Below are 26,538 nucleotides of genomic sequence, written 5' to 3' on the forward strand. Positions count from 1 at the left end.
TCATGGCGCAGATGGTCGTTCGAACATCGCGCGCGGCGTCACGTACCAGAGCAGAAAGAGTACCGCGGCCCCATGCGTCAGAAGCGTGGTCGATAGAGGAACGTTGAGCAAGACCTGCGGCAGGATCGCGCTGGAAATCAAGACAAAGCTGGGCGGCAGATCCGCAGACAGGCGATTGCCGAAAGCGAGGACCAGCCCGCATGCGAACGCCGCGATCGGTGCAAGCAGGGGGCCGACTGAGGCGACGCCTTCGGTCGCAAAAAGCGATGCATTCAAATATCCGAGTTCATAGGCTCGATTCATCACGATCGACAGCGGCTCGCTGTAGGCGCATGAAACGAACGGCTTCAGGAATCCGATCTGACAGAAATAGGTCAGCTCGTGCCTGGAGAAATAATCATTGTAGATATCGAAAGCGTTCGACGGGACGATCATCATCCGAAAATTGACTGTGTAGAAGAGGGTCGGCAACACAGCAAAAATGGAGGTCAGGAGTCCTGCAAGCATCGGCAGCAGCAGGGAGAAAATGACTGCCGTCCTGGATCCGAAATATCTGGCGAGATAGGCAATAAAGACCAGCCAGACCGGCGTAAAAATAGCGAACTTGGTCAGCGTAACCGGATAAAACAGCAGGGAGAGAACCAGCGCCGCAGCTGCGCGCCAAATGTTTCTTCGCGCAACGAAACAGGCAAAAGCGAAGGGCAGCAAGGTGGTGGTGGTGACCCCGATCGCGTACCTGAGTCCGGCAGGAAAAGCGAGCTCGTCGCGGTAGCGGTAGATGTTCTCTATGGTCACGATTCTGAAATTATAAATTGCACCCGTTATGATCGTCGCCAAGGACAACAACAGGATGAGCGTCAGCAAGTGCTCGAACATGCGCACGGGAAGTTCGTAGGCTCTGTCAACGGGTGAGACGATTAGTGTGGCGGGAACAAGAAACGCAGCTGCTGAAAATGCGGCAGACCATCCAGCCAAGCTGTGATCGTAGTTGAGGTCGCTGAAGCAGTTTAGCCAGAGATAGCCGAGGATCATCGAATAGAGATAGAATCCGACCATGTACCCGAAACTGAAACGAGCTATCACAAAAATCATTCCGATAAAGGCGAAGGCTGCGACCACTGCGGCTGCCACCGGCAATCGAGCCGGGTCGTAGAAAATATGGAACGCGGCAGCGCTAAAATAATGACTGCTGAAAGTTGTGACGGTTCTCAAGGAGAAGCCGACGGTAACGACGTGCAGGCAAATCAGCAGGCCGACTCCGCCCGGAGCTTCGACGAGACCGGCAATCGCTCGCCATCTATCCTTTAAAGTCATTCACCGGATTCCTTAGGGGGAGAACGGCCTCAATGGGGGCGAGGGGAGCGCCTGGCAACCGGGCGGAGTAGGCATCGCGTGCCGGCCGCCATGCCCTGGATCTTTGGCGACGCCATCGCACCGAGCACGCTGTCGATCGCATTGCGCGGGTCAGGACGCAGTTCGTTCCGGACGAGTTTTCGCCCAAACAGGAAAATCTTCGAGCCGCCAGACCCCGATAATCCTGCCGACGCTGACGGAATCATCCGCAATCTCCATGATCGGCGGCCCGAAATTGTATGGAGAAATCTGCAAATTCAGAATGCGCCAGTCTCCGCTGTCGATGTCGGAGTTATATCCGGTTGCTCGTTCTGTCGTCGTAAGGAAGAATCTGCTCCCTGATTTGTAGACGTTTCTGATCAGGCTCATGCTATCCGCAAAACTCAGGTGGAAAAGCACCTCCCGGCAAAACACCGCATCCGCAGCCGGAATGTCTTCGGTAATGGCGTCCAGGCAAATGAAACTCCGCTGCGCCGTGGAAAACTCCTTCTGATTGTGCGCAATGACGGATGGAACGATATCGATCCCGGTGTATGAGCAAGACAGCTGTATCTTCTGCATCCACGTAAAGTCACCGCAGCCGATGTCCAGGAGCGAGGATATGCCGAGCTCGGATACGACTTTCGGAAGGCTCGCGATGACGTTCTGTGCCGAGTGCTCACTTGACCCTTCTCCTGAAGAAGGCTGATCCTCATTCATCTTCCAAAGGTCGTTCTGATAGATTGCAGCGAAGCGATCCCGCACGGGGGCCCGCTTGTCGATGGTGAATCTGTTTCCCCTCGACTTGCGCAGCCAGTCGATGACTTTCGTCAGGCCAAGACGATGAAGTGTTCCTCGCAAGAACTCGCGCGCCGTGACCTTAAGCGTCATTTACAACTCCAGCCGGGATGTCGGGAATAGAAGCGCCAACAATACTTGAAAGCCGGTCGCTGTAGAAGGGGAGGCGATGCCGGTTTCCGGGGACCGCGCGGCGGCGAATTCGCCTACATCCGTGCGGATGCTGCCGGAATGGGCCGTCAGGCCTACGGCGGAGACCTCGCCTCACTCACTTGTCGGTGCCCCAATGGACGTATAAACGAGCTCCAGTCACGAATTTTCGCTCGTGTTGCCGCCGAACCGTTCCGGAGGTCGGACCAGATCGACCCGATTGTGAGTCTCCTTAAATAATGTCGAGAGAATCCGTGACGATGCCCGACCGCCCCGACTGGTTTCTTGGGGTGGGGTTCGCCCTGTTAGGTGCGGTACTGGGCGCCACCGTGCTTCACCAATCGAGCATGCTGTACTTCTATCAGGCGTTCATGCCGGAGATGGTCTATTCGGCTTGTGGTCACGGCTTCGTGCGCTCCCCGGTCACTCCCCCGCCGATGGTCGATTTCCTGTTCGGACGCAGCGCCGTGTTCGACTGCGCGACGATCGGGATCGCTCCGGAAGAGCCGGCCGGCATCTTCTTTCGTTCGCACCTCTATCTGGCTTGGGCGGTTTCCGCCTTGTGGCGCCTGACGTCAATTCGCTACTCGAACCTTTGGCCGCTGGTTTCGACGCTGGTCGGCGCATATGCGTGCGGTTGCTTCGTTCTCGTTCGTCTTTTCTTCGCGAGATGGCCCGCCGCGGCAGGCGCAGCCCTCCTGGCCCTGTCGCCGGTCATGCTGTCGATGGTTCCATATTTTCGGGACTTCTCCAAGGCGCCATTCTTCATCTGGGCCGTCGTGTTTCTGATTTTGACCATGCGCGCCGAGTTGCTGCGCATGGCTTTGTTGTGGGCGGCTCTTTCCGGCGCAGCTGTTGGCATGGGACTTGGCTTTCGCTCCGACGTTTTCATCCTGTTGCCGATCGGAATCATCGGATTGGTGGTCAGTTTGGGGCCGAAGAGATGGAAAGCCGGTGTTGCGACGATTGTCGTTTTCGCGGCGTCAGCCTTGCTTGCCGGCGCGCCGCTGTTGGGGGTTGGAAAGGCCGGAGCGTCCGGTACGTTGCTGATGCAAGGCTTGTCCGATCCATTCCAGAGCTATCTGGATTTGGGGCCTGTGCCATATTCGCTTGGAGCGCGGTACTCAGACGAGATCGTGCTGTCCTCCGTCGCCGCAGACTTGCGTCCTGCTGATCCGGGTTGGGATGCGGGCGAAGGCAAGCTTGGCCACACCGTTTCCCAAGCCGCGACACGATCCGGTTCTTACGTGCTGGGTTGGCTTCCATACTTTGCCGGCGATGTGACGACGCAAGCGCTGAAATCGGCCGCTTGGCTAATCGTGTTTCCCGAGCTCGTCGCGCCCGGGCGTGTCAACCTGGATCCAGGTGTTCCGGTGCGTGCGGCCCCGCAGATCGCGCGCTTGTTGAATCGGCTCTACGATCGACTGGCGAACTCGTGGGTCGCGACGATATGTGCGGCAGGATTTGTCGCGTTCTTCTGGCGAGAGGCGGCAGTCAGGCCGCGTGAAGCGTTCGCTCTGTTTCTGATGTTCGGCGCGCTGTTGACATATCCGGTGGTGCAGTTTTCGGTTCGGCATGTCTTTCAGCTCGAATTTATCTGGATACTGGCAGTTCTCTCGTTTTTCAGCGTTCCCTTCGAATGGACACGGCTTCGTGGCGTTTTGCCTCGCTTCCTGATCGTTGCCGCGATCGCGCTAGTCGGGCTGGTCTCGTTATATGCTGGCATGACAATGTATCAGGATCGCGTCCTGCGGCATCAATTCGAAGCGTTGCTGGCGGAGCCGAGAGAGCCAATTGCCCTCGTCTCAAAACCCTCCGCAGGCGAGACGGCGGTCTTCAGCCTGCCGCTGCCCGACAGATATCGCCCGCTTGTCGAAAGCGCCCCGGACAGTATGACCCCCAAACTTGGCGAACAAGGCCTGCAATGGGATGTGCGGGCTGCCGGAGACCGTATCCTGCTGACTTTCGGCGGAGAGAACTGCCGGCAGGGCAGGGTGATGGTTTCACTTCAATACGCGAAGCGCGAAGGCATATGGCAACCTCTCGATCACAGCATCTCGGTGGACCTTCCGCAGGACCGGCTTTCGTTCAGCACGGTACTGGTGCCGGCGTTCTATCGCCCGACCCAATATCTGTCCGATATCCAACTTCCGGACGAATATTCGGCGTGTCTTGTCAAGACTGAGAGAGTGATCGGGCCAACAAAACTTCCGATTCTCCTAGACGCCGCACTTGCCCCGGGATGGCAGAACCGGCCGTTACATCGTGCCTTTGGGGGATTCTCCACATTCGGGACCAAATGACAGGTCTGCGCGGCGACAGTGATGCCGAAGGCTCATGTGCCGATTTGGTCGAATTCGGCTCGGATCCGCTCAAACCAGGCGTTCTGCGGCCTAATTTGTGTTTAATCCCCGTATCGGCCTGATATGAGGGCAATCGGCGGTTGCGGAAGAGCGGGGGGTTCTGTAGCAGTTTCCGGAAGGCCGGGGGCGAGTTGGACTGCGATCTGCTCGCAGCACCGCCAATTTTGATAGATCGCTTAGGGACGTCAATGTTCGAAGACAAATGCTTGCTCATCACGGGTGGCACCGGGTCTTTTGGCAACGCAGTGTTGCGTCGCTTTCTCTCGTCAGCAATTCGCGAAATTCGCATTTTCAGCCGTGATGAGAAGAAACAGGACGATCAGCGCAAATTTTACAATTCTGACAAGCTCAAGTTCTATCTTGGCGATGTCCGTGACTACTCGAGCCTTCTAGGCCCGATGCGCGGCGCTGATTTCGTCTTCCATGCCGCCGCGCTGAAGCAGGTTCCGTCCTGTGAGTTCCATCCCATGGAGGCGGTCAAGACCAATGTCGTGGGAACGGAAAATGTGCTCGAAGCGGCGATTGCGTCCAACGTCCGGCGTATCGTCTGCCTCTCGACCGACAAGGCCGTGTACCCGATCAATGCGATGGGAATATCCAAGGCGCTGATGGAAAAGGTCATGGTCGCCAAGTCGCGCAATCTCGATGCGCGATCGACGTTGATTTGCGGCACGCGCTACGGCAACGTCATGGCCTCGCGCGGCTCGGTCATTCCGTTGTTCGTCGACCAGATCCTCGCCGGCAAGCCTATCACCATCACCGATCCGAACATGACGCGCTTCATGATGTCGCTCGGCGACGCAGTGGAACTCGTGCTCTACGCGTTCGAGCACGGCGACAACGGCGACATCTTCGTCCAGAAAGCGCCGGCTGCGACGATCGAAGTTCTTGCCAAGGCGATGGTGAAGGTTCTCGGCCGTCCCGATCACCCAATTCAGATTATCGGCACCCGTCACGGAGAGAAGCTGTACGAAACGCTGCTCAGCAGGGAGGAGCGCGCCAGCGCGCAGGATCTGGATCTCTACTTCCGTGTGCCGCCTGATCTGCGCGACCTGAACTACACGAAATTCTACGAAGAGGGCGAAACGCAGATATCGATCAGTGAGGACTACAATTCTCACAATACCGAACGCCTCGATGTCGCCGGCATGGTCAAGTTGCTCAACACCCTTGATTACATCCGCACAGTCGTTGCAGGCCGCACCCCCGTCAACGAAGGATGACGAAGCGGGGTGGCAGGCCCGACGGAGCCGGGCGCGCCGGCGCTGCTCGTAACGGATTGGTGGTCGGCATGGTGCGACGTATGAGATGCAGGATGTTGGGTTCATGACCGCTGGCAAGCTGAAAGTCGTTACCGTAATCGGCACCAGACCCGAGATCATCCGGCTGTCGCGCGTCATCGCCAAGCTCGATCAATTTTGCGATCATACGCTGGTCCATACCGGACAGAATTACGACTACGAGCTGAATCAGATCTTCTTCGATGATCTTGGCATCCGGAAGCCGGACGCTTTTCTCGGAGCCGCAGGTGCGACCGCGGCCGAGACGATCGGCAACGTCATCATCGCAACGGACCGGGTCCTGGCGGAGCGGGGCCCGGAAGCGCTGCTCATCCTCGGCGACACGAACAGCAGCCTCGCGGTGATCGCAGCCAAGCGTCGCAGGATTCCAATCTTTCACATGGAAGCGGGTAATCGCAGCTTCGACGATCGCGTTCCGGAGGAGATCAATCGACGGATCGTCGATCACACCGCGGATATCAACCTCACTTATTCGACCATCGCCCGCGACTATCTGCTCCGCGAGGGATTGGCGCCCGACCGCGTCATCAAGACCGGGAGCCCGATGTTCGAGGTGTTGGAGCACTACCGTCCGCAGATCGATGCTTCCGGCGTACGGGCGCGGCTCGGGCTGGAGACCGGGCGCTATTTCGTCGTCAGCGCGCATCGGGAGGAGAACGTCGATTCCGAGATCAATTTCGCCAAGCTCCGGGAGATGCTCAATGCGGTCGCCGCGCAGTTCAACCTGCCGGTCATCGTCTCGACCCATCCGCGCACCCAGAAGCGGATCGACGCGAGGGGCATGTCGTTCCGGCCGGAAGTCCAGCTGCTGAAACCGCTTGGATTCAGCGACTATGTCAATCTGCAGATCGGAGCCCGTGCCGTACTTTCGGACAGCGGCACCATCACCGAGGAAGCGTCGATTCTCGATCTCCCGGCGCTGAACATTCGAGAGGCACACGAGCGGCCCGAAGGCATGGAGGAGGGAACCGCGATGATGGTCGGCCTCGACGTGGATCGCGTCATGCAAGGGATTGCGATTCTCGATGCGCGAGAGCGCGGCGCCGATCGAGCTCTCCAAATCGTATCCGACTATGCGACGCCCAATGTGTCCGACAAGGTCGTTCGCATCATTCATAGCTATACCGATTACGTCAAAAGGGTTGTCTGGAGAACGAATCGCTAGAAAGACATCGCGCCGGACGCCGCAGGTCGTCCGCACTGTAAGTTAGCCTGGATTGGTGTTCCTTGAGGTTGCTTGTCGTCAGCCAGTACTTTTGGCCGGAAAATTTCAAGATCAACGATCTCGTGGAAGATCTCGTCGCGCGAGGTCACGAGGTCACGATCCTGACCGGGACGCCCAGCTACCCCAATCGCACTGGATTTGCCGATTTCTACGCTGCGCCCGAACGGTACGCACGGTACAAGGGCGCGCGGATCCTGCGCGTTCCTCTGCTGGCTCGATCTGCCGGGCCCGGACTCTTCCTGAACTATCTGAGCTTCGTCGTGACCGCTTCTCTTCTCGGTCCGACCAAGCTCCGATCGACACCCTTCGATTGCATCTTCGTGTTCGAGCCGTCTCCGGTCACGGTCGGCATTCCGGCGATCCTGCTACGTCGGCTGCGCCGGGTGCCGATGGCCTTCTGGGTGCAGGACCTGTGGCCTGAAACGCTGTCTGCCGTCGGCGTCGTGACATCTCCCCGGTTGCTCGGGCTCATCGGCCGTCTGGTCCGGTTCATCTACAATCGCTGCGATCTGATCCTGGCGCAGTCGCGCAGCTTTGTTCCGCGGATTGCCGGCAATTGCGATCATCCGGAACGCATCATCTATTTTCCCAACTGGGCTGAACTGATCTATGAAGCGCGCGATCAGGCAGCTGCGCCCGAGGTCCCGCCGGCGGATGGCAAATTCACGGTGATGTTCGCCGGCAACATCGGCGACGCGCAGGACTTTCCGGCGATTCTCGGCGCCGCCGAACATTTGCATGGCCGTCCGGGTTTCCGCTGGGTCCTTGTCGGCGACGGCCGAATGTCCGATTGGGTCGCTTCCGAAATCAGCCGCCGTGGTCTTGGCGACGTGGTTTTGATGCTTGGACGGTTTGCAGTCGAGCGGATGCCGTCATTTTTTCGCCGCGCCGATGTATTGCTCGTCTCATTGAAGTCGGACCCGGTGTTGTCCTCGACGATTCCCGCCAAGCTGCAGACCTATTTGGCCGCTGGTATTCCAGTTCTCGCGATGATGAACGGCGAGGGCGCGGCGCTGGTCCAGCAGGCAGGAGCCGGTCTGGTGTGTCCCGCCGGTGATGCGAAAGGACTGGCCGATGCCGTCGTGCAGCTGGCGAGTTTGACGCCGGATGAGAGGCGCGCGATGGGAGCGCGCGGACGCGAGCTTGCAACGTCCGAATTCGATCGCAAGAAGCAGATCGACAAGATCGAAAGCTGGTTGTCCGAATTGCGCTATTCGGGTGACTCCCGCGGCCGGTGAAGATACAAAAGAGAGTCGGTTCATCCGCGCTGAAGGAACTAGAGTCCAAGAGTTGGACCTCGGGGATTGCACTTGACGCCGAACCTCGTTTTGGGTTGAGTCTCGGCAGGGTTGCGGAGGGGGTATCTTCCCGCAATGGGAAAGCGGAGAACAGGATGCCGTCGTTGGAAGAACAGCTTCCGCTAGACAAGATGGAAGTCTATGCGGGTAGGGCTAGCGAGTACGCTAGCGCCAAGCCGTTTCCGCATATCGCGTTTGACAATTTTTTCGGCCCCGAAGTGTTGCGCCGGCTCATCGCCGCGTTCCCGAATCCTAGCGACCCGAACTGGTTGAAATATCGGGCGCCTGCGCAAAAGGATAAATTGCAGAGCACAAGCGAACTGACGATGCCGCCAGCCGTGCGCGATGTCATTGGCGCCCTCAATTCGTCGACCTTCGTCAAGTTTCTGGAGCGGCTGACCGGCATCGATGGCATCATTCCGGATCCGCACTTGCACGGCGGCGGAATGCATCAAACGATGACGGGTGGTCACCTCAAGATGCACGTCGATTACAACATTCACCAGGAGTGGAAGCTGGACCGTCGGCTCAACGTGATTCTCTATCTCAACGACCACTGGGAAGAGCAGTGGGGTGGAGCACTGGAGCTTTGGGACTCCGACGCCGACAATAAGATGACAGCGTGCGTCCAGAAATTCTTCCCGATCGCCAACCGGATGGTCATCTTCTCCACGACCGAGCGATCATGGCACGGCCACCCTGACGCGCTGACATGTCCTCCGGATAAAACCCGGAAATCGATCGCGCTCTACTACTATACCAATGGGCGCCCCAAAGAGGAGTTGCCTGAGTTCCACAACACGATATTTGTGGAACGTCCAGGTGAGGAATTCAGCTATGTTGGAGTCAAGGATCTGATCCGCGACATCACGCCGCCGATCTTGGCGAAGGCGGTGAGAAGGATAAAGGCGCGTGCGCGAGCTGGTTAAGTCGGCGGCAATCTCCATCTTCCAGCGCGCTCTGTTCGATGATCGGATCACCAACTTTGCCCTCAACGGCAGTCTGGCGCGCCGGTTTATTTCGGGCGGGGCTGGTGCAAGTTTCGGCCTCTCGGCAACAGATCGGTCCGAACTGCTCCGCAGATTCAAGGTTATCAACCGGAACGTCCGGTCGGCAACGCAATGGCCGTCCTACCTGGTGATGGCTGAATTTCTGCTGAATGTTCCGTCTTCATTGAAGGGCGATGTCGTCGAGTGCGGGTGCTACAAAGGCGCCAGCACGGCAGCATTGTCGCTACTCTGCGCAAAGGTCGGCCGGAAGCTGATTGTCTGCGACTCGTTCGAAGGTCTGCCCGCCGACTTGGCGGACGCTCAGCATCGCTATCCGCACCTCGGCGCGACCACGACGTATCACGTCGGAGATTTCGCGGGCCGGCTTGAGGAGGTAAAGCAGAATATCGCTGCCTATGGCGACCTCTCGGTTTGCGAATTCGTGCAGGGCTTCTATTCGGAGTCGCTGAGGAGTTTCGACCGCGATCTGGTTTTCGGATTTTTTGATGTCGATCTACTGTCATCAATGCAGGACTGCATCCGCTATCTGTGGCCGCACTTCCGCAATGGCAGTATAGTTTTCACGGATGATTCCTGTGACATGGAGGTCGTCAAGATCTGGTTTGATCGAGAGTTCTGGCAAGCCAATCTCAACTGCGAGCCGCCGGGCTATATCGGTTCCGGTTGTGGCCTGCCTTCGATCTCACCCGCGTACTCGTCACTAGGCTACGCCTTAAAAGGCGTTGGCACGCTGTCGGCCGTGAGTTTTACCTAATCCAAGAGAATTGCGCTGTGATCGGCCATGCGCTGTGCTCGTCATCGGCCGATCGAAGACGAAGGCTTTAGGGTCGATGCGGATCTGGCTGCGGCTTGTAGGAATATTTCAGGTAGACCGCGACCGGAAAATACATCCCAAAAGTCCCAGCACCAGCGTTACCGCCGTCAAGAGCGTCCCGGACTGCGTCAGCGCTGGGCTACCAAAAATAGTCTGGTGAGGCAATCGACCGATCATCGGCAGTGCATCCCGCGCCTCATATGTTGACCTAAAATCGTCCGAGGCGGATTGGCGCGGCCTTCGTCGAAGCTGAATAAACCGTCGTTACGGCAACGTGTTTCGCAGACCCTTCGGAGTGTGAGACAGTAGTCGCCTGACACGCAAGGGGTTTATCAGCCTTGCATTTGCAGTGAGACCAAAAAAATTCTTGACGAGAAGGACGTTCGCGAGCGCTTGCGCGGTCGAACTTGCGGCATATACCGTTGCTACGCCTAAAATTCCGAAATTGAACATGGCCCAAACAGCCAGTAGCACCGTCGCGCCCGCGGCGATCAGCGTGCTCACCATTGCGACCTTTTGCCTGCCCAGAAGAATGAGCACGTAACCGGCAACACCGCCAGCCGAAAACATGACCTGGCCGAGCCCCAGTATGAGTGCAGTGCCGAAGGCCCGCGAATACGCCTCTCCCCAGATCGTCAATATCAAACTTCGTCCGAAACCAGCAAACAGGGCAAATCCAACAAGTGCTGCGAAGGTCGCGCCGGTGGCCGAGAGAGTTAGCAGCCATTGCAAATACAAGCGGCGGTGATGTGCCCAGTTGGTCACGATGTGGGGCAGGATCGTGAGCGATACGATCGTGAGCGGGACCGCAAACAGGCTCCCTATTCTCAAAGCCAATCCGTAGCACGCGACGTCAGCGGGGTGGCCGCCGAGCCCCACGATCCAGATGTCCAGCTGGGACACGGCAACGAAACTCATGGTCGTTACAAGATTTGGCCAGCTCTGTGCGAGGATGCCCGACGCCGGCGCAGGTGTGATCGGCACCCGCTGCCAGGTGCGCATCGTTCGTCCCAATTGTGCCAGTCCAAGCACGATCCCGGCCATGGCTGCGAGCATGCTGGCGGCCAGAAGGTACGAGATGGACAGGGGGGCTTTGAACGCAAGCGCAAATACGAGATAGGCGTTGACGATCAGTCCTGGGAGGGCGGGCAGGAACGAAGCAGTCACCATGCCGTAGAGTGCGCGATGGATTTCTGCCAGCACGCCAAGCAGAGCTCCGGTTGCAATCATCGGAATCATGAGCGGAACAAGATTCCGGATATGCGGGCTCAATGGGTGCGCAGCCGGGCCGAAGGCGAATGCGCAAATTCCAACCAGGCATCCGAGAGCCAGGCCGGAAATGAGGGACATCTTCATCGTTACGATGGCGATGGTCCGCGCTCGCCCCGTGTCTCCAACCGCCATCGCATGTGAGACGATCCCGGGGATCGTCACGGGCAGCCCCAATTGAGCGAGGAAAACACTCACGCTGACGATAGCTTGGACGAAAAAGAACACGCCGACGTCGTGCAGACTCAGAGCCAGCGGAAGCAGCAGGCCAATTCCGACGCCGGTCACGAGTTGGAGCACTTTGCCGGCGAAGGCCGTACCGCCGGACCGGCCTGCATTTCCGCCGCTCGAAGGTCCGTCCGCCGGGCGTTTGCGTAGGAAGGTCACGGACGCATCTCTATGATCGATTACCCATGCTGTCGACGTCTTTCTCTGACTTGGCGCGAAGGCTGGCTAAGGCTGATCCTTGGAAAGGTTGGTAGAGGCAGACGTTGAGGGCGATGTTCTCGCGAGATTTGGCCGGAAGAAGCCGGCAACGAAGATCAGGAACAGAACCAGGAAGCCGACAAGCGTGTCGGCCGATTGAAACAGCTGATTGTTGGCCGGAAAATAGAAGACCATCGTGTTCAGCAGGTAGAACATTGCCAGCGCAACGACGGATCCTGTCATCATGAGATTGCGCCATACCAGACCGTAAAGGGCGCCAATCATGAGGACGAGGATCAATGATCCGGACACACCGAAATCCGAGATGAACCACGCGAACGCGGAATGCCAGGTTGACCAGAAACTCCAGTCGTATTTCTTTTCGATAATCGGCAGAAGTGTATGGAAGTACCAGTCGTCTCCGAGGAGGGCCTTGGCCTTCCTCAGGATGACCAGGGAGTTGGTGAGCCCCCAACCCAGTCCATAGTCGGTTTCTACCAGCGCGAGGGAAAGTCCATAGTAACCGACGCCGAGATATCGCGTGATCGTTTCGTAGCCCGGATACAGCGCTGGCGGAAGGATTTCATACATCGCTCCGGATCTCTGCGCGTCGAGGTTCAACGGCGTGAAGTGGCCTACGTTAGAGGCCGGATCGCGGAACGAAATGAAGAAAACGAAGATCCACAAGAACAATGCGATTCCGACTATCGCAGAAGAGATCAAGATCCAGATCCTGCGGCGTGAGGTTCGTCCTGAAAAGATGTAGTATAGCCCGAGGGTCAGGGGCAGCAGCACTGCCAATTGGAACAGACCGCGATTAACGCCGATGTAAGTGTAGACCAACAGAAAAGTGACACAGGCGAAGACGTACGCAATCCTGTAGGGCCAGCCCAGCCGGGGCCAATGCTGAATTGCTCCGGTCAGCGCCAGAAAGAACAGCGGGCTGAGCAAGGCGAACGCGTACTCGAAATAGGTCCACCATCCTCGCGTGAAATTCCTCGCAACGAAGATATCGTAGTTGTAGTTCGCGCGCGATAGTTGAAGCGAGACCGGTGGAAGGAGCGAGTCGGTTCGCGCTACCGACAAGATCAGCACGCTGAGAACCATGAACAGAATTGCAAATTTGATCGTCGCAGTTTCGCGATGAGTTGCGATGTGCGATCGCCAGGACAGGGATGCGAAGGCGCCGCCAATCGCCCCAATGAAGAACAAGGCGATAGCCGCCGTGAGGTAGAGGTAGAGGTATTCCGGATGTTGCACCGGCCAGGGCCACGGGCCGAACCGAAAGGCCAGCACGGTCAATGCAAGATAGGTCGTCATGGCGACTGGCGCGCCCGTCAGCCGAAGGGCGCTGAGACGCCCGGGAGTCTTAGGAACCATGTGCGCAGAGCCCTGTGACGATGAGAATCATGACCGCATCAGTTGCTGCGTCGAAAGCGTCCAACCAGGCGTGCGATCGGTTGCTTCAGCTGAGGCGGGATCACCGCGCGAACCAGTCTCCACATCGCCTTCAGGTTGAGGCTTGCAGGATCGCGTCTGTAGGCGGTCGTGATCGACCGGACGAACCGGGGCAAATTACCGTTGCGCAGATGTCCGCGAGCGGCAACGAGGTTGGCGTTGGCGACCGCGAGGTTCTTGCTGGCCCGCAGCGTGCTGGGACAAAACGGGCCGTCGAAGAACTTGTCCGCGACGTAGATGAACTCATCGACCAGCTTGTCCGACACGATTCCGCTGATTGAAAGAGATCCGGAATGGATCCGATAGAGCGCCAGCACTTCCGGATTGAAATCAATGCGGCCAAGACATCCCACCCGCATCCAGAATTCGCGATCTGGTCCGAGCTTGCAGTGAGGGTCCCATCCGCCGACCGCGTCATATACGTTCCGACGAAATATGGCGCCCGGGCCAATGTAGCACTCTTGTTCGATCACGAGCTCCGCCAGGGAAAACGGCCGGCCCCCGCGCTCCCTGACGACCCTGCCGTTCTGATCGATCAGATTCGTGTTTGGGAATGTTGCGACCGCCTCAGGTTCCGCGTCCAGATGCTTGACCAGGGTGGCGACCGCGTCCGGGAGCAGGATGTCGTCGTCGCTCAGGTAACCGAGATATGTTCCGCTTGATGCGTCCCAGCCTGCCGTCAGCGCTGCGACTTGTCCGGCGTTCGATTGCCGCAAGACTTTGACCCTCGGAGGAAGCGTCGCCAGATACTCTCCAGTCGAGTCCGTTGAGCCATCGTCGACGACGATGAATTCGATATTGGGATAGCTTTGGTTGAGTACCGAATTCACCGTCTCCGGCAGATATTTGGCGCGGTTGTAGGTGGGCGTCACCAAGCTTATCAGGGGCAGTTCCGTCAACATATATCTCCAACTCTATCCCTGCTACACCCGAGAGTTGCCGGCGATCCGTGATTACTACAGGCTGGCTATCTGGCGCAATTCCCAGTAAATCATTGAGCTCCGTCTTGCGACTTTCGGCCTTGGGGCGTCTGCTTCGCTGCCGCCGTGGTTGCGGTCAACTGGCCGGCGATGATCTCCGTCGTGCGACTGACACATTCGCCTGGATTCGCCGCCGCGTTCCTTTTGGAAGGGAATACTCAGCGCTTGACATTGCCAAATGTCGATATTGCCGCGACAGTATCGTTCACTTCCAGCGCGCGAACCAGATCATCATGAAAGTCTTGGCATTTAACAGGCACTATCTGCCGGGCTTCAAAGCGGGCGGTCCGATCAGGTCGCTGGCGAACATGGCGGAAGCGCTCGGTGACGAGATCAGATTTTTCATCGGTACAACTGATCGCGACTTGGGGGACGCCGAACCGTATCCGGAGATTGATAGGAATGCCTGGATCAAAATCGGCAAGGCCGAGGTTCGATATTTTGCACCCGGATCCATTTCCATCCGAGCGATCTGCGCCCTGATCGACGAGGTTCGACCTGACTGCATTTACCTCAACAGCTTTTTCGATCCGATCTTTAGCTTGCGCGTCCTGATCGCTCGGCGAGTAGGTCTTATTCCACGGATACCGTTGCTTCTTGCGCCGCGTGGAGAGTTCTCGCTTGGAGCCCTAACACTAAAGAGCCTGAGGAAATTGGCGTATATCAAGGGCGCCTCAATATCTGGATTGACTCGGGATGTCATGTGGCATGCTTCGACCGCAATCGAGGCCGACGATATTTCCCGAGCTATGTCGATCGGTTCGTCTTCGATCGCAGTTGGATCTGATCTGGCGACCGCGCCGCCTGCAAATGCAGCTTCGGCATGGAGGCCACGTGAGAGTGGTCGTCCGTTTCGCCTTTGTTTCTTGTCCCGCATATCGCCTAAAAAGAATCTGACCGGTGCATTGCGAGCGATCGGTCTCGTGAAGGCGCACGTAGTCTTCGATATCTATGGGCCCAAGGAGGACGAGTCCTATTGGGTGGAATGCCAAAAGCTCATCGACGAGCTGCCGCCACATGTCAGCGTCGCCTATCGCGGTGAAGTTGCGCACCAGGACATCGCATCGGTCTTTGCTTGCTATGACCTGTTCTTGTTTCCGACTTTAGGCGAGAACTACGGGCACGTCATTTTCGAGGCAATGAGCGTCGGGCTCCCCGTGCTCACCAGCGATCAGACCCCGTGGAACGATCTGCGCGAGGCGGGCGCGGGATGGGCAATTGCGCCGGACCCGAGCTCTATCGCGACTTGCATAGATGAGGCGGCGCATTGGACGTTGGCCGAACAGTCCGCGGCGAGAGCTGCGTGCACACGATATGCTGAACTTGTCTTGCAGGATTCGCAAAGCATCGAGCAGAACCGTAAATTGCTTTTTGCCGCCGCGAGGATTGGAGGAGGATGATCGACCACCATGCCCGCTCTCTCGTGAACTCCGGCGCAATGCGGCGCGCCGCAGGGGCGTTCTACCCTGTAGAATTATGTGGAAGGCAGGTTGGCCGGGATGATCGCCCTGGCCGAGCGGGGAACTCCTCGTCGGGTGATCGTCGTTCCAGGGTGGTAAGGCCGGCGTTCCGATCGTTGGGCAACCATCTTGGGGACCAGCGCCGGACTGGCGGTCAGGTTCATGACGATGGAACATATTTCGGCGATTCTGGGCGCGAACCGGGACTCTGGGCTTTGAAACGCCCGGCCGATGATGCTTGGGCTGATTCGAGGCAGGACTGCAGACGGACCCGCCAATGGCGCCGGGCCGCTACCAATCCAGCCAACGCCTCATCAGAATGGTTCGGGCGCGCGATCGTATCGGACCTTTACCGTGAATTGCGTATCCGGTTTAAGACATTCGACGGAAGTGGTGTGAGCGGGGCGGGACAATAGGATGCTATTTCGAATATTGGTTACCGGCTCTTCAGGCTTCATTGGTGGGGCGGTTTGTTCCGCCTTGTCGTCCGCCGGACATCATGTCAGGGCGGCTTCGCGCAAGCCGGGCAGAGCGGGGAACAATCTGGAATGGGTGAAATTGCCCGATCTCGAAACCCAAGTGGACTGGCATCCGCTCCTCGAGGGCATCGACATCGTCGTGCATTTGGCCGCAATCGCCCACCGCAGCCGCGTCGATAGCGGCAACTACACGCGAGCCAATCGTGTTGCGACAAAAGGCTTGGCAGAGGCCTGTCGCCATCACACGGTCAAACGTTTGATTTTCATGTCGTCCATTGGTGCCCAGGCGGGCTCGGCGGCAGATAGCGTCGTTACGGAAAATGACAAGGCGTGCCCGGCCACGGCTTACGATCGAGCAAAGCTTGAGGCAGAAGAGGAAATTAAGCGCTCTGGCGTGCCGTATACAATTCTCAGGCCCGTGATCGTCTACGGCCCGGGAGCCAAGGCCAATATCGCCTTGATCGTACGTATTGCGGCGCTACCCATTCCGCTACCCTTTGGGGCCTTCCGTAATCGACGCTCTCTTCTATCAATTCGGAATCTGTCAGAAGCAGTCTTGTTCTGTCTCAGTGGATCCGCCACGCTAGACCAGACCTTCATCGTTTCCGATCCGGAACCGATCACTATCGCCGAAATCTTCTCCACGCTAAGAGAAGGAATGGGACGTTCGCCTGGACTTATTTCGATACCGCCGCAGGCGCTCAAAGCGATGGTGATTGCAACAGGGCGCCGGTCGCTTTGGGATCGAATCGGGCGGGAGCTCGTTGCAAGCTCGGCTTGCCTGCAGAAGGCTGGATGGTCTCCTCGAGTTGAGACCAAGGCGGGCCTCCGTGCCATAGTCGAGCCGCCGTCTGGATCGTTGGAGTGATTGATCGATGAAGCGGGCGTTCGATTTCGCAGCCTGCGCGCTGTTTCTTTTGATTTCTTGGCCGGTCCTCCTCGTCATCGCGATCGCCATTCGGCTTCAGAGCCCGGGTGCAGCGATCTTCGCGCAGGTTCGCGTCGGAAAGGGCGGGCATCCATTTACCTGTTACAAGTTCCGGACGATGCGTGCGGGAACTGCAAATGTTCCTACACACCAGGTCGAGGCGTCGTCGGTCACCGCGCTCGGTGAGTACCTTCGGCGTTTCAAGGTCGACGAAATCCCGCAGCTGTACAACGTGCTGGTTGGCGATATGAGCCTTGTCGGACCTCGGCCGTGCTTGCCGTCCCAGGCGGCACTGGTTGAGGCGCGCAAGCGATTAGGAGTCCTGACGGTCCTGCCTGGTATTACGGGCCTTGCGCAAAGCCGGGATATCGATATGTCGGACCCCAAGCGCCTGGCGGAAGTGGATGCCGAATATATCCGCAGCCAAAGCTTTGCCGGAGATCTGAATCTGATCTGGTCGACCCTTCGCGGGCATGGCGTTGGAGTCGATCGTGTCGTTCGGGACAAGCCCACCGGCTAGCCACACCGGGCAGACGGACCCTGCGGTCAAGTAACCATCAAGACGGTTTCTTGATGGGCGATCGATCAAACAAGGGGTGAAAGGTCCGGGGCTTCCAACCGAAATCCTGTGACGCAGGTTTCGAATCGAAAATCATATCTTTCGTCATGCGAGTACCCATCGCCACGTTCGCACCTGGAAAGAGTGGTTTCGCGAAAACGAAGGCGGCCTTCCAGAGGGAAGCGGGAATCGAAATGGTTCGTTGGGGTACCCCCATTCCTTCAAAAATCCTGCCGATCATGTCACGATAGGTCAGCGTCTCACCGCCGGGGAGAGAATAGAACTTGTTCGCAGCGGAAGCGGTTGATGCCGCTGCGATGGCTCCGCTGGCCAGGTCTTCGGCATGCACTGGCTGTCGGAGGCCCGAGCCGCCGCCGACCAACGGCATGAAGCCAAATCGTCGGATGAGGCGCGAGAGCGGCGTAATGTTTGTGTCGCGACCGGGATCGTAGATCAATGTCGGACGCAAGATCGTCCATTCGACATCGTTGCGCTTGCAAGCCAGCACGATCTTGTCTTCAGCCTCGGCGAGCCTTTCCAACAACTCCCGCTCTTCAGCGACCTCACTGTCTCGCTTGGTCATGACACTGGTGGAACTGAATACGACGATCCGCTTCAGCGAAGGATTGAAGATATGGGGAAGCGCGTCCGCCAGCAGAATGGCATCGGCAGTGCAGTAGAGGGTCGTGAACGCCGGGAAGTTTAGAGTCTCAGGCTTTGCCAAGTCACCGCAAAACCAGTCGACGTTTGCAGCGCTCTTGCGTGATCTGGAAAGGGCGAGCGGCCGTTGTCCACTCTGCAGCAGCAGCCGCAGAATATGACCGCCGACCAACCCAGTGGCGCCAACAACCAAGCATCTTCTTGTGTCCGCTGAGCTCATTTCTGGAGGCACTTGTTGAACGATCCAGATTCGCACGCCCAAGGAATATAGTCCAGTGAAGCGTTTCTAGCTTCACCTCTTCCGCTGTCGGAATCAAGCGGCTGACGCTCGCGAGTCTTGTATTTGACTACGTTGCCATGGCGCGGCGGGCCGTCCGCCAACTGGCTGCCAATAATGCCGGGATAACGTCATTGACGCCGGCCGCGCTCTTTTCCACCGCGCAACTGCTCGAGCTTCAATTCGTAGAGGGTGCGGCAACATTGTAGAATTGCGGGCGTTACTCTATCATCCCATCGTCGTGAGATGAGATCGCAACAAGCTAGGGGGTGGCAGTGGCTTTGTCGAATATGCTGGATGTCGTCAGGATGAAGCTGTTCCCTCCGAACTATGACGCGTGGATCGCGAAGAGCCACACGTACTAGGAGCGTCTCGTTTCGTCAGGGGCAACCTATGCAGGCCGGTGGCGTCCGTTGGACCATCTCAGTTTTACCGACTACAGCGGCGATATCATCAACGCGTCCCACCGGCACCTTGCCGCTGCGCCGCTCGGTCATCAGGGCGTCGACTTCCTGATCGAACTTGGCATCACCGGTTATTTACGACGCGGCGATGCGCTGAAGCTTTATGAGCGGCGTTCCGAGCTCCCGGAGATATTCTGGAGGCTGGCACCAACAAAGGACTGTCAACCTCGATTCTAGCACAGGCACTTCACGATCGGGGCTACGGCTTCATCGAGACGATCGAACTGGATCGCGAAAACAGTGTTGAAGCCGAGCGGAATTTAGCGGGACGCCCGGGCAGCGAGAGCGTGACATTCACTATCTCGGATGCGACGCGGCGCATGAACGAAGTTGCCGTACAGGGGAAGAAATACGGCTTCATCTTCATCGACCACTGGCACGGATATCAGGCTACAATCGACGCCGCAGAGCTCGCCAGAAAACTGCTGGTCGATGGCGGTTTCGTCATGTTTCATGATTTCCTCGATCCCGGGAATGCGGATCGGCGACACGTCTATGGCGTTTACCAAGCCGTGCTCGACCGAATAGTTGACGACGATCGCTTTTCCTTTGCGGGCGTCTCCGGGTGCTGCGCGATCTTTCAGTATAGTGGCGTTCAAGAAGCTCGATAAATTTCGAGAAGCCGCGCACCCCCGTGAGGGGTCATGAGGTTGCGGCAACCGAGCTGCATCGGTGCAGCCGGTGGCGCGTGACTAGAACCCGCCTCTAGCGAATTGCGCCCGAGGTCGGGGTCGCCCCGGTCGGCTGCGCGGCCCCTTCCTTTGGCCGGTCGGCGGCCGGGATCTGGCGCAGGCGTTGGCGCTCCTTCATCCAGGCATCGTATTCCGGGGTGCCCGCCCGCGGCGGCGCGTCCGCAGGCAGGCCGCCGGCCCATTGCGGGACATAGTCGCCCATGCCGGTCGACAGCTTCTCGTTGACGGTGCCGCAGCCGGACAGGCCCGCGGCAAGCCCGACGAGGAGCAGGAGAGAATGGAAACGCTTGGACATCGTACGGGGCCTGGATCGAAATGGGGCTGGTCAGACGCCGGATAGCCAGCGGGTCAGGAACGGTAGCCTTCAACAAGGTAAAATTGGCTTATTCGAGGTAGGTACCAAAATACCGAATTACATCAGCGCCTCATTTGCCGATATTCAAATTCTGCAAATGAAAGGCGAAATCCTCCATCCCCCGATGGGTCGCATTTCTAGACTGCGGCCATCGGCTCGCGACAATCTGGCTTGGTCGGCAACCGGGCTTTTTCGTTGACAGGTCCATCTTATTTGTACAATCGTACAAATGGAAGCGGCCTAGCTCGGAGCGCTCGGGTTACCCCGGCGTAACCGCGACTTCGCTCTCCACGCTTGGTCATGGGGACACGCGGCTTGCGCCGAATGGTCGCCGAACGTCCGATTGACAATGAGGGCGCGAAAGACGCCATGTTGCGCGCGACATCGCTCGCGCGTGGGTTAAGGTGAGGCAAGGATCGGGCACTCGGTCTGGCGCACAAGAGGTCAGGAATGAAGGGGAGGGACATCTGATGTTCGAACGCAAACAGTTTTCTCGGGCGGCCGCGCTTGCCGCCATCGCCGGCCTCGCGGCCGTCGCACCGGCCAAGGCGGAAGATACCGTCAAAGTCGGCCTGATCCTGCCGATGACCGGCGGCCAGGCTTCGACCGGCAAGCAGATCGAGAACGCGATCAAGCTCTACATGCAGCAGAAGGGCGACACCGTCGCCGGCAAGAAGATCGAGATCATCCTCAAGGACGACGCGGCGATTCCGGACAAAACCAAGACCGCCGCGCAGGAGCTGATCGTCAACGACAAGGTCAATTTCATCGGCGGCTTCGGCGTGACGCCGGCGGCGCTCGCGGCCGCGCCGCTGGCGACGCAGGCCAAGATTCCTGAAGTCGTGATGGCGGCCGGCACTTCGATCATCACCGAGCGCTCGCCCTATATCGTGCGCACCAGCTTCACGCTCGCGCAGTCCTCGACCATCATCGGCGACTGGGCGGTGAAAAACGGCATCAAGAAGGTGGCGACGCTCACCTCGGACTACGCGCCGGGCAATGACGCGCTCAACTTCTTCAAGGAGCACTTTACGGCTGGCGGCGGTGAGGTGGTCGAAGAGGTCAAGACGCCGCTCGCCAACCCCGACTTCGCGCCGTTCCTGCAGCGCATGAAGGATGCCAAGCCCGACGCGATCTTCGTGTTCGTTCCGGCGGGCCAGGGCGGCAACTTCATGAAGCAGTATGCCGAGCGCGGCCTCGACAAGGCCGGCATCAAGGTCATCGGACCCGGCGACGTCACCGACGACGACCTGCTCAACAACATGGGCGACGCCGTGCTCGGAACTGTGACCGCGCACATCTATTCAGCGGCGCATCCCTCGCAGATGAACAAGGATTTCGTCGCCGCCTACAAGAAGGCGTTCGGCACGCGTCCCGGCTTCATGGCGGTGAGCGGCTATGACGGCATCCACCTGATCTACGAGGCGTTGAAGAAGACCAATGGCGACACCGACGGCACCAAGCTGGTCGAAGCCATGAAAGGTCAGAAGTGGGAGAGCCCGCGCGGTCCGATATCGATCGATCCGGAGACGCGCGACATCGTCCAGAACGTCTACATCCGCAAGGTCGAGAAGGCCGACGGCGAGCTCTACAACGTCGAGTTCGCGACCTTCGAGGCCGTCAAGGATCTCGGCAAGACCAAGAAGTGACGCGCGCAGGCAGGTCAACCCGGAGCGCGCTTGGCGCGCTCCGGCCGTGACGACTAATTCCAAGCTGAGACGATGACCTCAATCCTCACCAACCTGTTCGATGGCGTTGCCTACGGCATGCTGCTGTTCGTGCTCGCCTGCGGGCTCGCGGTTACGCTCGGCCTGATGAACTTCGTCAACCTCGCCCACGGCGCCTTCGCCATGGCGGGAGGCTATGTTTGTATGGTGCTGGTCAACAGGATGGGGTGGCCGTTCTTCGCGGCGCTGCCGCTCGCCTTTGTCTCCGCGGCTGCGATCGGAATCGCCCTCGAGCGCACGCTGTACCGCCACCTCTACACGCGCAGTCATCTCGACCAGGTGCTGTTCACGATCGGACTGACGTTCATGTCGGTCGCGGCCGTCGACTACATCCAGGGATCGTCGCGGGTCTTCATCAACCTGCCGGACGCGCTGCAGGGCCAGTTCGACCTGTTCGGCGTCGGCATCGGCCGCTACCGGCTGATGATCATCGTGATCTGCGGCCTGCTCACCATCGGTCTCCAGATGGTGCTGGCCAAGACCCGCTTCGGCAGCCGCCTGCGCGCCGCCGTCGATGATCCCCGCGCCGCGAGCGGCCTCGGCATCAACGTGCCGCAGGTGTTCGCCTTCACCTTTGCTTTTGGATGCGGGCTTGCCGGTCTCGGTGGTGCGCTGAGCGCCGAGATCCTCGGCCTCGATCCATATTTCCCGCTGAAGTTCATGATCTACTTCCTGATCGTGGTCACCGTCGGCGGCTCGTCCTCGATCACCGGACCATTTTTGGCCTCGCTCCTGCTCGGCATCGGCGACGTCGCCGGCAAATACTACGTGCCGAAGATGGGACCCTTCGTGATCTACACCATGATGATCGTGATCCTGATCTGGCGTCCGAACGGCCTGTTCGGCCGCACGGCCGCGCGTTGAGTTTGCCGATGAGCGCTTCTTCCGACGTCGGTTATCACGCCCAGCGGCAGGCGCGCTGGCACTATGGCGAGGCCGCCTTCTGGCTCGTCGTGCTCGCCTGCGGCTTTCTGTTTCCCACGCGCTATCTGATCATGACCGACATCCTGCGGCTGGCGCTGTTTGCGATGTCGCTCGATCTCATCCTCGGCTATGCCGGCATTGTCTCGCTCGGCCATGCCGCCTTCTTCGGCGTCGGCGCCTATGCCGCGGGATTGCTGGCGCTGCACGGCATCATCAACGAGCCGGTGCTGGCGCTGATCGCGGCGGGCCTCGCCGCGATGGTGCTCGGCTTTGCCACCAGCTTCCTGGTGATCCGCGGCGTCGATCTGACCCGGCTGATGGTCACGCTCGGCATCGCGCTGCTGCTGGAGGCACTCGCCGAGCGCTTCTCCAACATCACCGGGGGCACTGATGGCCTGCAGGGCATCGAGATGCAGCCGATCCTTGGCGAGATCCCGTTCGACATGTTCGGCAAAGCCGGCTTCTTCTATTCGCTGGCCGTTCTGTTCGTGCTGTTCCTTCTCGCCCGCCGCATCGTGCACTCGCCGTTCGGCCTGTCGTTGCGCGCGATCAAGAACAATCCGCTGCGCGCTGCTGCCATCGGCATCCCCGTCAACCGCCGCCTGATCGCGATCTACACGCTCGCGGCGTTCTATGCCGGCATTGCCGGTGCGCTGTTCACCCAGACCACAGCGATCGCTTCGCTCGACGTGTTCGCCTTCGATCGCTCCGCCGATCTGATGCTGGTGCTCGTGATCGGGGGCACCGGTTATCTCTATGGCGGGCTGATCGGCGCGGTGATCTTCCGCATGCTGCAGGAAGTGTTCTCGACCATCACCCCGCAATATTGGCAGTTCTGGATCGGCCTCGTGCTGGTCGTGATCGTGCTGGTCGGCCGCCAGCGCCTGCATCGCTGGGCGCTGTATGTGCCCAATCTGGTCATCAAGCAGGTGGCGGGACGCAAGGCCGTCGTCGCCGTGCCGGAGAGCGACGCATGACCATCGCGCTCGAAACCCGGAATCTCGAAAAGACGTTTGGTGGCCTGCGCGTCACCCGCGACCTGTCGCTCAAGATCGAGCAGGGCGCCCGCCATGCGCTGATCGGCCCGAACGGCGCGGGCAAGACCACTGTCATCAACCAGCTCACCGGCGTGCTCAAGCCGAACTCGGGCCGCATCCTGCTCGAAGGCCAGGACATCACCGATCTGCCCGTGCACAAGCGCGTTCTGCGCGGTCTGTCGCGCACCTTCCAGATCAACCAGCTCTATCCTGATCTGACCCCGCTTGAAACCATTGGCCTGGCCGTCTCCGAGCGCCTCGGCCATGGCGGCGACTGGTGGCGACGAATGGGCACCCGCAACGACGTCAACGACGAGATCGCCGATCTCCTGACGCGCTTCCATCTGCTCGATGTCATGAACGAACAGACCGTGACGCTACCTTACGGCAAGCAGCGCCTGCTCGAGATCGCGGTTGCGATCGCCGCCAAGCCGCGGGTGCTGCTGCTCGACGAGCCCGCCGCCGGCGTGCCGGAGAGCGAGCGCCACGACATTCTCGCCGTCGTCGGTAGCCTGCCGCGCGACGTCACCGTGCTGCTGATCGAGCACGACATGGATCTCGTGTTCTCCTTTGCCGACCGCATCTCGGTGCTGGTCTCCGGCGCGCTGCTGACCGAAGGCCCGCCCGACCAGGTCGCGCGTGATCCCCAGGTGAAGGCGGTCTATCTCGGCGAAGAGGCGGTCAATGTCTGACCTGCTCGCGATCGAGTCCCTGCGCGCCGGCTATGGCGAGGCCGTGGTGCTGCCCAACATGTCGCTGCGCCTTGCCGAGGGGCAGGTATTGGCACTGCTCGGGCGCAACGGCACCGGCAAGACCACGCTGATCAATTCCATCGTCGGCGTCACCCGCCGCTTCTCCGGCAACGTCACCCTCGGCGGCACCGACGTCACGACCATGCGGCCGGACCAGCGGGCGCGCGCCGGCATTGGCTGGGTGCCGCAGGAGCGCAACATCTTCCGCTCGCTGACAGTGGAGGAGAACATGAGCGCGGTGGCGCTGCCCGGTCCCTGGACCGTCGAGAAGGTCTACGGGATGTTCCCGCGGCTGAAAGAGCGGCGGAGCAATTTTGGCAACCAACTCTCCGGCGGCGAGCAGCAGATGCTGGCGATCGGCCGCGCGCTGACCCTCAACCCGAAGGTCCTGCTGCTGGACGAGCCCACCGAGGGCCTGGCCCCGATCATCGTCGAGGAGCTTCTGAAGGCGATCGGGACCATCACCCGGGCCGGCGGCATCTGCTCGATCATCGTCGAGCAGAATGCCCAAAAGATTCTCGGGCTTGCCGACCGCGTTGTGATATTGGAGCGCGGGACGATCGTCCACGACGCCCCGAGCGCCGCGCTGAAGGCCGACCCGTCGGTCCTGGAGCGCCACCTCGGCGTTGCAGGGGCGGCGGCCCACTAAAAAATCCTCGGGAGTCAAAAAATGCAGCGAACCAAAGCCCCCTTCCGTGCCGACGAAGTCGGCAGCCTCCTGCGCCCCGCCAAGATCAAGGAAGCCCGCGCGAAGCTCGACAAGGGCGAGATCTCGGCCGATGATCTGCGCAAGATCGAGGACATGGAGATCGAGAAGGTCGTGCATAAGCAGGCCTCGGTCGGCCTGAAGCTCGCGACCGACGGCGAATTCCGCCGCTCCTGGTGGCATTTCGACTTTCTGGCCAAACTCACCGGCTGCGAGCTGTTCCACCCCGACACCGGCATCCAGTTCGCGGGCGTTGAGACCCGTCACGACGCGGTTCGGGTGATCGACAAGCTCGACTTCCCCGACAACCACCCGATGCTGGATCACTTCCGCTTCCTGAAGAAGTACACCGACCAGGCCCACGTCACCGCCAAGATGACGATCCCGTCGCCGGCCGTGCTGCACTTCCGCGGCGGCCGAAAGGCGATCTCCAAGGACGTCTATCCCGATCTCGACGCCTTCTACGAGGATCTCGGCAAGACCTATCGCAAGGCCGTCAAGGCGTTCTACGACGCCGGCTGCCGTTATCTCCAGTTCGACGACACCGTGTGGGCCTATCTCTGCTCGCCGGACGAGCTTCAGAAGGCGCGCGAGCGCGGCGATAATCCGGAAGGCCTCCAGCAGATCTACGCGCGTATCATCAACTACGCGCTGGCCGAGAAGCCCGCCGACATGGTGGTGACCACACATGTTTGTCGCGGCAATTTCCGCTCGACCTGGATTTCTTCGGGCGGCTACGAGCCGGTGGCCGAGACCATGCTCGCTGGCACCAATTACGACGGCTACTTCCTGGAGTACGACTCTGACCGCGCCGGCGGCTTCGAGCCGCTGCGCTTCCTGCCCAAGGGCAACAAGGTCGTCGTGGTCGGCGTCATCACCTCGAAGTTCGGCGAGCTCGAGAAGAAGGACGACATCAAGCGCCGTCTGGAAGAAGCTTCGAAATTTGCGCCGCTGGAGCAGCTCGCGCTGTCACCGCAATGCGGCTTTGCCTCGACGGAGGAGGGCAACATCCTCTCCGAGGAGGAGCAGTGGGCCAAGCTCAGCCTTGCGGTCGAGATCGCCAAGGAAGTGTGGGGCAACTGAGGCGTGGTGGC

At 59.4% G+C, this 26,538-nt stretch carries 24 protein-coding genes; 17 read left to right on the forward strand and 7 right to left on the reverse strand.

Annotated features, from left to right (window positions below):
- Both YUA_RS44345 and YUA_RS44350 read right to left on the reverse strand, forming a co-directional pair.
- Positions 1–1,314: a hypothetical protein gene (locus YUA_RS44345; RefSeq protein ID WP_035971236.1), complete on the reverse strand. Its 1,314-nt coding sequence runs from the start codon at positions 1,312–1,314 to the stop codon at positions 1–3.
- Positions 1,315–1,464: 150 nt separating this feature from the next.
- A complete protein-coding gene (locus YUA_RS44350; RefSeq protein WP_051383261.1) occupies positions 1,465–2,223 on the reverse strand; it encodes a bifunctional 2-polyprenyl-6-hydroxyphenol methylase/3-demethylubiquinol 3-O-methyltransferase UbiG in 759 nt (252 codons plus the stop codon).
- A gap of 311 nt (positions 2,224–2,534) precedes the next feature.
- Here YUA_RS44350 and YUA_RS46960 point away from each other — a divergent pair, with 311 nt between their 5' ends.
- The 6 genes from YUA_RS46960 (at position 2,535) to YUA_RS0118465 (ending at position 10,231) form a co-directional block, all read left to right on the forward strand.
- Positions 2,535–4,583 (forward strand): hypothetical protein, encoded by a 2,049-nt coding sequence (locus YUA_RS46960; protein ID WP_156947165.1) that lies wholly within the window; start codon positions 2,535–2,537, stop codon positions 4,581–4,583.
- A 248-nt stretch (positions 4,584–4,831) separates the two neighbouring features.
- Positions 4,832–5,866, forward strand: coding sequence for a polysaccharide biosynthesis protein (locus YUA_RS0118445; protein ID WP_027532033.1), 1,035 nt, complete (start codon positions 4,832–4,834; stop codon positions 5,864–5,866).
- A 103-nt stretch (positions 5,867–5,969) separates the two neighbouring features.
- A complete protein-coding gene (gene wecB, locus YUA_RS0118450) occupies positions 5,970–7,109 on the forward strand; it encodes a non-hydrolyzing UDP-N-acetylglucosamine 2-epimerase (RefSeq protein WP_035971261.1) in 1,140 nt (379 codons plus the stop codon).
- Between the two features lie 62 nt (positions 7,110–7,171).
- Positions 7,172–8,407: a glycosyltransferase family 4 protein gene (locus YUA_RS44370; RefSeq protein WP_035971240.1), complete on the forward strand. Its 1,236-nt coding sequence runs from the start codon at positions 7,172–7,174 to the stop codon at positions 8,405–8,407.
- Between the two features lie 155 nt (positions 8,408–8,562).
- The gene (locus tag YUA_RS44375) at positions 8,563–9,396 is read left to right on the forward strand and encodes a 2OG-Fe(II) oxygenase (protein WP_035971263.1); all 834 of its coding nucleotides are present in this window, start codon (positions 8,563–8,565) and stop codon (positions 9,394–9,396) included.
- Positions 9,380–10,231, forward strand: coding sequence for a TylF/MycF/NovP-related O-methyltransferase (locus YUA_RS0118465; RefSeq protein ID WP_027532035.1), 852 nt, complete (start codon positions 9,380–9,382; stop codon positions 10,229–10,231). Before YUA_RS44375 ends, YUA_RS0118465 begins: the two co-directional genes overlap by 17 nt.
- Before the next feature lie 324 nt (positions 10,232–10,555).
- Here the strand turns inward: YUA_RS0118465 and YUA_RS0118470 are convergent, their stop codons facing one another.
- The 3 genes from YUA_RS0118470 to YUA_RS0118480 all read right to left on the reverse strand — a co-directional run bounded on the left by YUA_RS0118470 (position 10,556) and on the right by YUA_RS0118480 (position 14,346).
- A complete protein-coding gene (locus YUA_RS0118470) occupies positions 10,556–11,947 on the reverse strand; it encodes a lipopolysaccharide biosynthesis protein (RefSeq protein WP_156947166.1) in 1,392 nt (463 codons plus the stop codon).
- Positions 11,948–12,013: 66 nt separating this feature from the next.
- Complete coding sequence (locus tag YUA_RS0118475) at positions 12,014–13,306, reverse strand: hypothetical protein (protein WP_027532037.1); 1,293 nt, start codon at positions 13,304–13,306, stop codon at positions 12,014–12,016.
- A gap of 98 nt (positions 13,307–13,404) precedes the next feature.
- Positions 13,405–14,346: a glycosyltransferase gene (locus tag YUA_RS0118480; RefSeq protein WP_027532038.1), complete on the reverse strand. Its 942-nt coding sequence runs from the start codon at positions 14,344–14,346 to the stop codon at positions 13,405–13,407.
- A gap of 104 nt (positions 14,347–14,450) precedes the next feature.
- Between YUA_RS0118480 and YUA_RS44380 the strand changes: the two genes are divergently transcribed.
- The 3 genes from YUA_RS44380 to YUA_RS44390 all read left to right on the forward strand — a co-directional run bounded on the left by YUA_RS44380 (position 14,451) and on the right by YUA_RS44390 (position 17,811).
- Entirely contained in the window at positions 14,451–15,824 is a 1,374-nt protein-coding gene (locus YUA_RS44380) for a glycosyltransferase (protein ID WP_156947167.1), read from the forward strand.
- A 477-nt stretch (positions 15,825–16,301) separates the two neighbouring features.
- Positions 16,302–17,231: an NAD-dependent epimerase/dehydratase family protein gene (locus YUA_RS44385; protein ID WP_035971241.1), complete on the forward strand. Its 930-nt coding sequence runs from the start codon at positions 16,302–16,304 to the stop codon at positions 17,229–17,231.
- A gap of 7 nt (positions 17,232–17,238) precedes the next feature.
- Positions 17,239–17,811, forward strand: coding sequence for a sugar transferase (locus YUA_RS44390; RefSeq protein ID WP_035971242.1), 573 nt, complete (start codon positions 17,239–17,241; stop codon positions 17,809–17,811).
- 37 nt (positions 17,812–17,848) lie between these two features.
- On the opposite strand, the gene YUA_RS0118500 is transcribed toward YUA_RS44390, so the two are convergent.
- Positions 17,849–18,703, reverse strand: a complete 855-nt coding sequence (locus YUA_RS0118500; RefSeq protein WP_245285193.1) for an NAD(P)-dependent oxidoreductase — start codon at positions 18,701–18,703, stop codon at positions 17,849–17,851.
- 497 nt (positions 18,704–19,200) lie between these two features.
- On the opposite strand from YUA_RS0118500, the gene YUA_RS0118510 reads away from it, so the two are divergent.
- Positions 19,201–19,428, forward strand: coding sequence for a hypothetical protein (locus tag YUA_RS0118510; RefSeq protein WP_027532041.1), 228 nt, complete (start codon positions 19,201–19,203; stop codon positions 19,426–19,428).
- Entirely contained in the window at positions 19,422–19,862 is a 441-nt protein-coding gene (locus YUA_RS48380) for a class I SAM-dependent methyltransferase (protein WP_245285197.1), read from the forward strand. The genes YUA_RS0118510 and YUA_RS48380 overlap by 7 nt, the downstream gene beginning before the upstream one ends.
- Positions 19,863–19,956: 94 nt before the next feature.
- Here the strand turns inward: YUA_RS48380 and YUA_RS0118520 are convergent, their stop codons facing one another.
- Positions 19,957–20,238: a hypothetical protein gene (locus YUA_RS0118520; RefSeq protein WP_027532043.1), complete on the reverse strand. Its 282-nt coding sequence runs from the start codon at positions 20,236–20,238 to the stop codon at positions 19,957–19,959.
- A 530-nt stretch (positions 20,239–20,768) separates the two neighbouring features.
- On the opposite strand from YUA_RS0118520, the gene YUA_RS0118525 reads away from it, so the two are divergent.
- The 6 genes from YUA_RS0118525 to YUA_RS0118550 all read left to right on the forward strand — a co-directional run bounded on the left by YUA_RS0118525 (position 20,769) and on the right by YUA_RS0118550 (position 26,527).
- Positions 20,769–21,947: an ABC transporter substrate-binding protein gene (locus tag YUA_RS0118525; RefSeq protein ID WP_027532044.1), complete on the forward strand. Its 1,179-nt coding sequence runs from the start codon at positions 20,769–20,771 to the stop codon at positions 21,945–21,947.
- A 72-nt stretch (positions 21,948–22,019) separates the two neighbouring features.
- Positions 22,020–22,889 carry a branched-chain amino acid ABC transporter permease gene (locus YUA_RS0118530; protein ID WP_027532045.1) on the forward strand — a complete coding sequence of 290 codons (870 nt, stop codon included), beginning with the start codon at positions 22,020–22,022 and terminating at the stop codon, positions 22,887–22,889.
- A gap of 8 nt (positions 22,890–22,897) precedes the next feature.
- Positions 22,898–23,926 (forward strand): branched-chain amino acid ABC transporter permease, encoded by a 1,029-nt coding sequence (locus tag YUA_RS0118535; RefSeq protein ID WP_027532046.1) that lies wholly within the window; start codon positions 22,898–22,900, stop codon positions 23,924–23,926.
- Entirely contained in the window at positions 23,923–24,678 is a 756-nt protein-coding gene (locus YUA_RS0118540; RefSeq protein WP_027532047.1) for an ABC transporter ATP-binding protein, read from the forward strand. The genes YUA_RS0118535 and YUA_RS0118540 overlap by 4 nt, the downstream gene beginning before the upstream one ends.
- Complete coding sequence (locus YUA_RS0118545) at positions 24,671–25,387, forward strand: ABC transporter ATP-binding protein (RefSeq protein ID WP_027532048.1); 717 nt, start codon at positions 24,671–24,673, stop codon at positions 25,385–25,387. The genes YUA_RS0118540 and YUA_RS0118545 overlap by 8 nt, the downstream gene beginning before the upstream one ends.
- Positions 25,388–25,408: 21 nt before the next feature.
- The gene (locus tag YUA_RS0118550; protein ID WP_027532049.1) at positions 25,409–26,527 is read left to right on the forward strand and encodes a cobalamin-independent methionine synthase II family protein; all 1,119 of its coding nucleotides are present in this window, start codon (positions 25,409–25,411) and stop codon (positions 26,525–26,527) included.
- Positions 26,528–26,538 lie beyond the last annotated feature (11 nt).

The sequence above is a fragment of the Bradyrhizobium sp. WSM3983 genome (assembly GCF_000473045.1).
Lineage (GTDB): Bacteria > Pseudomonadota > Alphaproteobacteria > Rhizobiales > Xanthobacteraceae > Bradyrhizobium.

What these genes read in the sequence shown, in the direction of transcription:
- YUA_RS44345 (WP_035971236.1), bottom strand. Translation starts at nt 1,314, where the DNA reads ATGACTTTAAAGGATAGATGGCGAGCGATTGCCGGTCTCGTCGAAGCT.
- YUA_RS44350 (WP_051383261.1), bottom strand. Translation starts at nt 2,223, where the DNA reads ATGACGCTTAAGGTCACGGCGCGCGAGTTCTTGCGAGGAACACTTCAT.
- YUA_RS0118445 (WP_027532033.1), top strand. Translation starts at nt 4,832, where the DNA reads ATGTTCGAAGACAAATGCTTGCTCATCACGGGTGGCACCGGGTCTTTT.
- wecB (WP_035971261.1), top strand. Translation starts at nt 5,970, where the DNA reads ATGACCGCTGGCAAGCTGAAAGTCGTTACCGTAATCGGCACCAGACCC.
- YUA_RS44375 (WP_035971263.1), top strand. Translation starts at nt 8,563, where the DNA reads ATGCCGTCGTTGGAAGAACAGCTTCCGCTAGACAAGATGGAAGTCTAT.
- YUA_RS0118475 (WP_027532037.1), bottom strand. Translation starts at nt 13,306, where the DNA reads ATGACGACCTATCTTGCATTGACCGTGCTGGCCTTTCGGTTCGGCCCG.
- YUA_RS0118480 (WP_027532038.1), bottom strand. Translation starts at nt 14,346, where the DNA reads ATGTTGACGGAACTGCCCCTGATAAGCTTGGTGACGCCCACCTACAAC.
- YUA_RS44385 (WP_035971241.1), top strand. Translation starts at nt 16,302, where the DNA reads ATGCTATTTCGAATATTGGTTACCGGCTCTTCAGGCTTCATTGGTGGG.
- YUA_RS44390 (WP_035971242.1), top strand. Translation starts at nt 17,239, where the DNA reads ATGAAGCGGGCGTTCGATTTCGCAGCCTGCGCGCTGTTTCTTTTGATT.
- YUA_RS0118520 (WP_027532043.1), bottom strand. Translation starts at nt 20,238, where the DNA reads ATGTCCAAGCGTTTCCATTCTCTCCTGCTCCTCGTCGGGCTTGCCGCG.
- YUA_RS0118525 (WP_027532044.1), top strand. Translation starts at nt 20,769, where the DNA reads ATGTTCGAACGCAAACAGTTTTCTCGGGCGGCCGCGCTTGCCGCCATC.
- YUA_RS0118530 (WP_027532045.1), top strand. Translation starts at nt 22,020, where the DNA reads ATGACCTCAATCCTCACCAACCTGTTCGATGGCGTTGCCTACGGCATG.
- YUA_RS0118535 (WP_027532046.1), top strand. Translation starts at nt 22,898, where the DNA reads ATGAGCGCTTCTTCCGACGTCGGTTATCACGCCCAGCGGCAGGCGCGC.
- YUA_RS0118540 (WP_027532047.1), top strand. Translation starts at nt 23,923, where the DNA reads ATGACCATCGCGCTCGAAACCCGGAATCTCGAAAAGACGTTTGGTGGC.
- YUA_RS0118545 (WP_027532048.1), top strand. Translation starts at nt 24,671, where the DNA reads ATGTCTGACCTGCTCGCGATCGAGTCCCTGCGCGCCGGCTATGGCGAG.
- YUA_RS0118550 (WP_027532049.1), top strand. Translation starts at nt 25,409, where the DNA reads ATGCAGCGAACCAAAGCCCCCTTCCGTGCCGACGAAGTCGGCAGCCTC.